The sequence below is a fragment of the Nonomuraea guangzhouensis genome, assembly GCF_019396345.1.
GTDB lineage: Bacteria > Actinomycetota > Actinomycetes > Streptosporangiales > Streptosporangiaceae > Nonomuraea > Nonomuraea guangzhouensis.
In genome coordinates this window covers 1-7,613 of sequence record NZ_JAHKRM010000086.1, presented here as the reverse complement: position 1 = coordinate 7,613, position 7,613 = coordinate 1, and the positions used below count along the sequence as shown (strand labels likewise).

The window sequence follows — 7,613 nt, the reverse complement described above, 5'->3', positions numbered from 1 at the left end:
GCTCCAACGCGCCGGCAGCCCCGTCGGCGGACCCGGCCGAGGTCTCCGGCACGTTGCTGGAGACCTCGGCGGGTGCGGCCGGGGACTCCGGCAGGCCGATGGAGACCTCGGCGGGTGCGGCCGGGGACTCCGGCAGGCCGATGGAGACCTCGGCGGATGCGGCCGAGAACGCCGGCACGTTGCCCGAGTCCTCGGCGGGTGGGGCCGTGCCTCGGGGGAGGTCCTTCGCCGAGGCGTTGAGCGCCGCGGGGACCGGCCGCGAGGGGGACGACATGTGGGACAGGGCCGTGGAGGTCCTGGCACCCGGATGCGAACCGGAAGCGGTCCGCCGCGCCGCCCTCGGCGTCGGCTGGGCGTTGCGCCGGGACGCCGTGGCGGCAGGCGGCGTACCGGCCATAGACCTGGCCCGCGAGGCACACATGCGCCGCGTGATCACGGGCGCCGCGGCCAACGGGCGGCGAGTCGTGGCAGTGGTCGGCGCCTTCCACGCACCCGCGCTGACCGCGCCTGACGCGGACGGCGCCACCGGTTCGTCCAAGGGCGGCGACGACAATGTCGCCTCGTCTTCGGGCGATGGCGTCACCGGTCCGGTCGCGGGCGACGGTTCGTCGTCGGTCACCTCGCTCGTCCCGTACGCCTTCGACCTGCTCGACTCCCGATCCGGCTACCCGGCGGGCATCCGCGACCCGCGCTGGCAGCAGGCGGTGTTCACGGCGGGCGGCGATCCCGAGCGGGTCAGGGACGGCGCTGCCCGCGCCATCACCGACCTGTGCCGGGAGCTCCGCGCGGCCGGGCACACCGCGGGCACCGGCGAGGCCGTCGAGACGTTGCGGCTGGCCTGCGACCTGGCCCGGCTGCGCGGCCTGCCCGCCCCTGGGCGGGGTGAGCTGCTGGAGGCGGTCACGACCGTGCTTGGTCAGGGCGAGCCCCTGGGCCGGGGACGGGCCTTGGCCAAGGCGCTCGACACCATGTTCGTCGGCACCGAACGCGGCCGGACCGCGCCGGGCACGCCACGTTCCGGGCTCGGGCCGGCGGTCGAGGCGGATCTCGCCGCGCTCCGGCTCCCGTGCCCGGACGACCCCGAACGCCGTGAAGTACGCCTCGACCCGCTCCGCTCCGACCTGGACGCGCGCCGTGAGGTCCTCCTGAAGCGCCTGCTGGTCTGCGGCGTCGGCTACGGCGAGCCGATCGAGGTGGTGGGTACGGGCGATTCCACCGCGCTCACCACCAGGTGGCGGCTGGCCTGGACCCCGGCGGTCCCGGCCCTGCTCGACCTGGCGGGCGTACGCGGCGTGACCCTCGCCCAGGCGGCGGCCGGTACGTTGCGTGAGACCTTCCGCCGCGAGTCCGCGGAAGGCGGGCCCACCTGCGGCCTGATCCTCGGCGGCCTGCGTGCCGCGGCCGGTTGCGACCTGCCCGACCTGGTCGCGGACCGCCTCGCCGACGCCGCCGTCACCCTGCCCGCCACCGCCACGCTCGCCGAACTGCTCGAAGCCCTCGACCTGCTGGAGGCGTTGCGCCGCCGGCATCTCCCCGGCACCACCCCGGAAGGCCGCGAGCATGCCGCCGAACTGGCCGGCACCCTGCTGGAGGCCGCGGTCCGCGCCCTGCCCGGCCTGGCCGGCAGCGACCAGCCGGAGGACGCGGTCGCCCTGGTCGCCCTCGCCTCCCGGGTCGGCGAAGAACGACTCGGGCTGCGGATGGACGACGCCCTGGCGGTGCTGGCGCGTACGGCGTCGCCGCTCATCCAGGGCGCGGCCCTGGCCGCCCGCGTGCTGCTCGACCTGGACGGCCCCGACTCGCTCGGCGAGCGGGCCGCCGGCTGGGTCGACACCGCCACCGGCCCCGACGGCCGCCTCCGCCTGAGCCGCCTGCTGACCGGCGTGCTCACGGCCGCCGGGCCGCTGCTCCAGTCGGCCCCGGCGGCGCTCGACCCGCTCATGGACCGGGTCGACGGCCTGGCCGACAAGGAGTTCCTCGACCGGCTGCCGGCGTTGCGCGGTGGGTTCGACACGCTCAGCCCGGCCGGTCGTACCCGGTTGCTGGGGGCTGTGTCCGAACGGCTCGGAGACCGGCTCGACCTGGCGCTGGACGCTCCGGCCGCGCTCGTCGCCCTCTGGACCGCCGCCGACTCCGCCGGTCTGGACGCCTTGCGCGCCCTCCGGCTCCCCATCCCCGCGCTGACCACATCCGGCGAGCCGGAAGTACGGGAAGTCGATGCGGCGCGCACCGATGGCCGGCCCCTGCCGGACGGGGAAGCCCGCACCGAGCGCCGCTCCTCACTGGACGCGGGACTCCCCGAGCACCGCTCCTCGGAGGACGGGGAGGCGGACGCGGCTCGCGCCGAGCATCGGTCCGAGGTGGACGGGGACGGTCGTGTCGAGCGGAGGCTGCTGCCGGCTGACCGGTGGCGGTTGCTGCTCGGGCGGGAGTCGGAGCAGCTTCCGGCCGGTGCCCGTGCCTACGCGCGGGCCCTGGACGAGCTGTACGGATCGGGGCGCGGAGAAGGCGCCAACGACTTCGGCACGGGCGGCGACGCCGGCGGCAGGGAGAACCCCTTCCCCACCGCCCGTGAGTGGGGAGAGGAGCTGGAGAACCTCTTCGGGACCGAGGTACGCGAGGAGGTGCTGGCCCGGGCCGCCGACGCCGGACGGATCGACGTGCTCAGCGAGCTCGATCCCAACTCGGTGCGGCCATCCGTCGACCTGCTGACCTCCGTACTGTCCCTGGCTGGTGGCCTGCCGGAGCAGCAGGTCGCCAAGCTGCGGCCACTCGTACGCCGCCTCGTGGAGGAGCTGACCCGGGAGCTCGCGACCCGGATGCGGCCCGCCATGACCGGGCTGGCGACTCCGCGCCCGACCCGCCGTCCGGGTGGGCGGCTCGACCTGCCGCGTACCCTGCGCGCCAACCTGTCGCACACGCGCCGCCTCGACGACGGCCGGCTCGTGGTGGTGCCGGAACGGCCGGTGTTCAGCACCAGGTCCCGGCAGGAGGCCGACTGGCGGCTGATCCTGGTGGTCGACGTGTCCGGGTCGATGGAGGCGTCGGTGGTCTGGTCCGCTCTCACGGCCGCCGTCCTGGCGGGCGTGCCGACGCTGTCCACCCACTTCCTGTCGTTCTCCACGCAGGTGATCGATCTGACGGACCGGGTGACCGATCCGCTGTCCCTGCTGCTGGAGGTACGGGTCGGCGGCGGCACGCACATCGCCGCGGGCCTGGCTCAGGCCCGGTCGCTGGTCACGGTGCCGAGTCGTACGCTCGTCGTGGTCGTCAGCGACTTCGAGGAGGGCTACCCGATCGGGGGCCTGCTCGGTGAGGTACGGGCGCTGGCCGGATCCGGTGTTCACCTGCTGGGGTGCGCGGCCTTGGACGACAGCGGCGTACCCCGTTACTCGATCCCCGTCGCCCAGCAGCTCGTCGCGGCCGGAATGCCCGTCGCCGCCCTCAGCCCGCTCGCCCTCGCCCGATGGGTCGGCGACCGCCTCCGGGGAGAGAACCGATGACGTCCGACGTTGTTCCCGGGACCGGGCAGTTGCCGCCGGTGGCGCCGCAGGTGGTCGCCGCCGCCGTCGAGGGCCTCACGTCCCGGCTGCGTAAGAAGCTGGACGCGGCGATCGAGCAGTACGCCGCCGTGCCTGTTGCCGTCGACGACGAGGGCATCCGGATCAGCTGTGGCGAGGACGCGGTGGTCACGCTCTCGCCGGGGTCGTCCGGTGCGATCGTCGACGACGGCCAGGCGCGGTGCAGCTGCCTCCTGGCGCCGCGCTGCCTGCATCGCGCGGCCGTACTGAGTGCCTGCCCGGTGGCGGACCCGGAGCCCATCGGGGCCGCCGAAAGCTCCGGCGCGGGGGATGACCCCGATACGGTCGTAGGGGCCGCCTCTGACGGGACGGCCACCGACCCCGCTGCGGCGCCTGCTGCCGCGCAAGGGACTGCGGGGGCCGGCAACGCCCAGACGACGATCGCTGGGTCAAGCGCCAACCAGGCCACAGGGCAGGACGCGCCGGACGTCGCGCAGGCGATTGCCGGGCCGGCCGCCGGACAGGTGGCGACTGCTGGGAAGGCGGCGGCTGCAGGGCCGGATGTCGCGCAGGCGCCGAGTGCCGCGCAAGTGGCGGCAGCGGCGAGTCTGTGGCGCGCCGCCGCGGCCATCCTGTCGACCGGGGCGCCCGCGGCCGGTGCGGTGCCCCAGGCCGAGCTGCTCAGGGCCGCGCACACAGCCAGGCTGGCCGGGTTGCCCAAGGCCGAGGCCGCTGCTCTGCGAGTGGTACGCGGGCTGCGCGCGGCCCGGGCCCGCCACGACGGGCATCGCCTCGCCGACCTGGTGTCCGCGCTGCGCGAGCTCCTGCTCACCGCAGGGCGGCTGGCCGGGGCCGATCCCGATCCGGCGCTGGTCGGCAGCGTGCGCCGGAACTATCAGCCGGGTGGGAGCCTGCGCGTGTACGGCGTCTTCCGGGAGCCGGTGATCAGCGCCACCGGCTACGGCGGCGTCGTCACCCACCTGGTCACTGACGACGGCCGGTGGTTCTCGGTGGCCGATGTCAAGCCGGGCGGTCCGGCCCGTGCCCGTGGGGCCGCCACCGCGCCCGTCTCCATCAGCCCCGCCATGCTGAACCACGCGCAGCTGGCGCGGGCCGGGCTGCTGATCACCGGGGCGACGATCTCGCCTGACGGGCGTCTGGGGGCGGGAGGTGGGGTGCGGGCCACCCCGGTCTCGGGGATGTCGTGGACGGCGGGGCCGATGGCGGCGCTGTTCGCCCGCCCGCTGGCTGAGGCGGTCGGTCCCCGGCTCTCCGGGAACGCCTGGAGCGAGTCGGACACAGAGGATAAGGCTCGCGAACCTGTTGGATGCGACCTGGTGATCGTCGGCGCCGCGGGCGACCACGTACTCGCCCGCGAACTGCTACCCGCGCACGACCAGCCGGACGTCCTCGGACAGCAGCCCGTCGACGATCAGCTGCCGTCCGCTGGGGTGGCGCAAGCCGATCCGCAGGTCCCGGTACGCCCGGTCGGCCCGCTGATCCGGCTCGTACCGGCGGCCCATCACCCCGACCTGGCTCACGTCGCCAACCTGCGGCGGCTGGCGTCCCGGCCCGGTCTGGTGGTGCGGGTGGTGGGCAGGGTGGATCCCGATCGGGCGGCCACCCTGCGTCCGCTGGCGGTGGGGCCGGTGCCGGGGGCCGAGGCGACGCTGCGGCTGCCCGCCGAATGGCAGGACCGGGCCGACCTCGGGTACGACCGGCTGCAGGGCTCCCACCTCCCGCCGCCGGAGGCGTGCCTGCCCGGGCAGATGGAGGCCGGGACCGAGGTGGACCCGGTGGCGAGCGCACCGCTCTGGCGGGTTCGCCGGCTGGTCGAGCTGGCCGTCTCCGGCGGGCGGCGGGCGGTCGCCGAATCGGCGCGCAACGGCGACTCCCACGCCTCGCTGCGCCGGGCCGGGTTCCGTACCGCCGCCGAACTGGCCGCCACGCTCACCGCCGAGGCCGACCGCAGGACGCGTGACGTGTTCGGCCGGTTGGCGGACTCCGGCCCCGACCGGTACGCGTGGGCGTGGCTGGCCGCGGCGACCCACCTCTCGGCCACGGAACGAGCCATGATCCACTCCTCCTGGCAGGCGGACCATCTCCTGTGAAGGGCGGGCCCCTGTGAAGAGCGGGCCTCCGTGTACGGCGGGTCTCCCTCCGTGAACGGTGGGCCCGCTTTTAAGGGCAGGTCCGTGACCCCAACGAGCTCACCGTGTTCGCTGCTCCCGGCTCCGTCGCGGACATGGCGTCCTTCTCGCAGGTCAGTGCGCTGTCGTGCGCGGATGGTGCACCCAGCCATGCGGGTCGGGGGCACAGCCGGTCTGTACGGCCACGAGCTCCTCGCGTAATCGGAGGGTGAGGGGACCGGGCCGGCCGTCGGCCATCTGCCAGGCGGTGGTGCGGGTGCGGGCCCGGCCGACGGGGGTGATGACAGCGGCGGTGCCGCAGGCGAAGACCTCGGTGATCGAGCCGTCCGCCGCGCCCGTTCGCCACTCCTCCAGACCGATGCGGCTCTCGCTGACGGGGTGGCCGAGGTCGCGGGCGAGGGTGAGGATGCAGTCGCGGGTGATCCCGGGCAGCAGTGAGCCGGTGAGGGCCGGGGTGGTGATTTCGGCGGCAGGGCCGTGGCCGCGTACGAAGAAGAGGTTCATGGCGCCCACTTCCTCGATCCAGCGCCGCTCGATCGCATCGAGCCAGACCACCTGGTCGCAGCCGTGCTCGGCGGCGTCGTTCTGGGCGAGGAAGGCGGCGGCGTAGTTCCCGGCGAACTTGGCGGCGCCGGTGCCGCCCGGGGCGGCCCGTACATAGTCCTCGGCGATCCACACCGACAGGGGCCTGATGCCATCGGGGAAGTACGATCCGGCCGGGGAGGCCATGAGCAGGAACAGGTACTCGGTCGAGGGCCGGACACTGAGCGTGCTCTCGGTGGCGAACATCAGCGGCCGCAGATACAGAGAGTGCTCAGCGGCGTCGGGAACCCAGCACCGATCCTGACTCACGAGCAGCTCGCATGCCTTCATGAACAGCTCGACGGGTAGTTCCGGCATGGCCATCCGGCGGGCGCTCGCCTGGAAGCGGCGCGCGTTGGCCTCGGGCCGGAACAGCGCGACCGTACCGTCCGGCTGCCGATACGCCTTGAGACCCTCGAAGATCGACTGGCCGTAGTGCAGTCCCGTGGCGGCCGGGTCGATGGTCAGCGGCGCGTATGGGCCCAGCGCGGCGTCATGCCAGCCCGCCTCGCCGGTCCACCGGATGGTGACCATGTGATCTGTCATGTACCGGCCGAAGCCGGGCGCGGCCAGAATCTGCTGCCGCTCGCTGTCAGAACGCAGGTGAGGATGCGGTTTGATGGTGAACTGAGGGAGCGTGAGGGGCATCGGCGTTTCCCTAAAGGGCGAGTGCTCACCGTGATACGCGGTCAGCGGGTGTGGACCGGGCTTCGGAGGACTGGCTACGGGCCAGGTGGTGCGGGCCGTCGAGGAGCCTGCGCAGGGCGCGGCGGAACTCGGTGAAGAAGCGCACGCGTGTCTCGGCGGTGGTGCAGCCCAGTAACAGGCCGGGGTCGAGATCTTCCAAAACCATGAGCAAGCAACTGCCCGTCGCCCGTGCGTACAGCGTAGACCCACTGGATGCCGGGGTGAATGGCGTCGACGAAGGAGAACGGCACCCCGTACCGGATGACGGCGATGATCGCGAGTTGACCTCGAGTTCGGTTGAGGTTGCATGCTGAGGGCGACATCAACGGAACAGGGGAGAGAGCAACGTGCGCGCGGTGTGGTTGAAGGAGTTCGGCGGGCCCGAGGTGCTCGTAGCCGGAGATGCCCCCGACCCGGTCGCGGGGCCTGGGCAGGTGCTGATCGACGTCGTCTACGCCAACATCACCTTTGTGGAGACCCAGTTCCGGTCGGGCGCGCCGTCGCCGTTCACGCGGGAGCTGCCGATGATCCCGGGCAACGGCGTCGGGGGCGTCGTCACGGCGGTCGGCGAGGGCGTCGGCTCCGACCTGGTCGGCCGCCGGGTGGTGACCTCCACGGGCGGCTCCGGCGGTTATGCCGAACGGGCGGCGGTGGACGCGTCCGGGCTCTACAC

5 protein-coding genes and 1 pseudogene are annotated in these 7,613 nt (G+C 73.9%); 3 read left to right on the top strand and 3 right to left on the bottom strand.

Annotated features, from left to right (window positions below):
- A pseudogene (locus tag KME78_RS63305) lies at positions 1-274 on the bottom strand (hypothetical protein); the annotation flags it as partial.
- Here KME78_RS63305 and KME78_RS63300 point away from each other — a divergent pair.
- Positions 207-3,503, top strand: a complete 3,297-nt coding sequence (locus KME78_RS63300; RefSeq protein WP_308127609.1) for a DUF5682 family protein — start codon at positions 207-209, stop codon at positions 3,501-3,503. The pseudogene KME78_RS63305 and the gene KME78_RS63300 sit on opposite strands and share 68 nt — an antisense overlap.
- Positions 3,500-5,632 (top strand): SWIM zinc finger family protein, encoded by a 2,133-nt coding sequence (locus KME78_RS63295; RefSeq protein WP_219539893.1) that lies wholly within the window; start codon positions 3,500-3,502, stop codon positions 5,630-5,632. The genes KME78_RS63300 and KME78_RS63295 overlap by 4 nt, the downstream gene beginning before the upstream one ends.
- Positions 5,633-5,785: 153 nt before the next feature.
- Here the strand turns inward: KME78_RS63295 and KME78_RS63290 are convergent, their stop codons facing one another.
- The gene (locus KME78_RS63290; RefSeq protein WP_219539892.1) at positions 5,786-6,901 is read right to left on the bottom strand and encodes a branched-chain amino acid aminotransferase; all 1,116 of its coding nucleotides are present in this window, start codon (positions 6,899-6,901) and stop codon (positions 5,786-5,788) included.
- A 25-nt stretch (positions 6,902-6,926) separates the two neighbouring features.
- Positions 6,927-7,106 carry a hypothetical protein gene (locus KME78_RS63285; RefSeq protein ID WP_219539891.1) on the bottom strand — a complete coding sequence of 60 codons (180 nt, stop codon included), beginning with the start codon at positions 7,104-7,106 and terminating at the stop codon, positions 6,927-6,929.
- Positions 7,107-7,287: 181 nt separating this feature from the next.
- On the opposite strand from KME78_RS63285, the gene KME78_RS63280 reads away from it, so the two are divergent.
- Positions 7,288-7,613: alcohol dehydrogenase catalytic domain-containing protein (locus KME78_RS63280; RefSeq protein ID WP_219539890.1), on the top strand; the 326-nt coding region annotated here is incomplete at its 3' end.

Bases quoted from the DNA above. Each gene is read 5' to 3' on its own strand.
- KME78_RS63295 (WP_219539893.1), top strand. From the start codon at position 3,500: ATGACGTCCGACGTTGTTCCCGGGACCGGGCAGTTGCCGCCGGTGGCG.
- KME78_RS63290 (WP_219539892.1), bottom strand. From the start codon at position 6,901: ATGCCCCTCACGCTCCCTCAGTTCACCATCAAACCGCATCCTCACCTG.
- KME78_RS63285 (WP_219539891.1), bottom strand. From the start codon at position 7,106: ATGGTTTTGGAAGATCTCGACCCCGGCCTGTTACTGGGCTGCACCACC.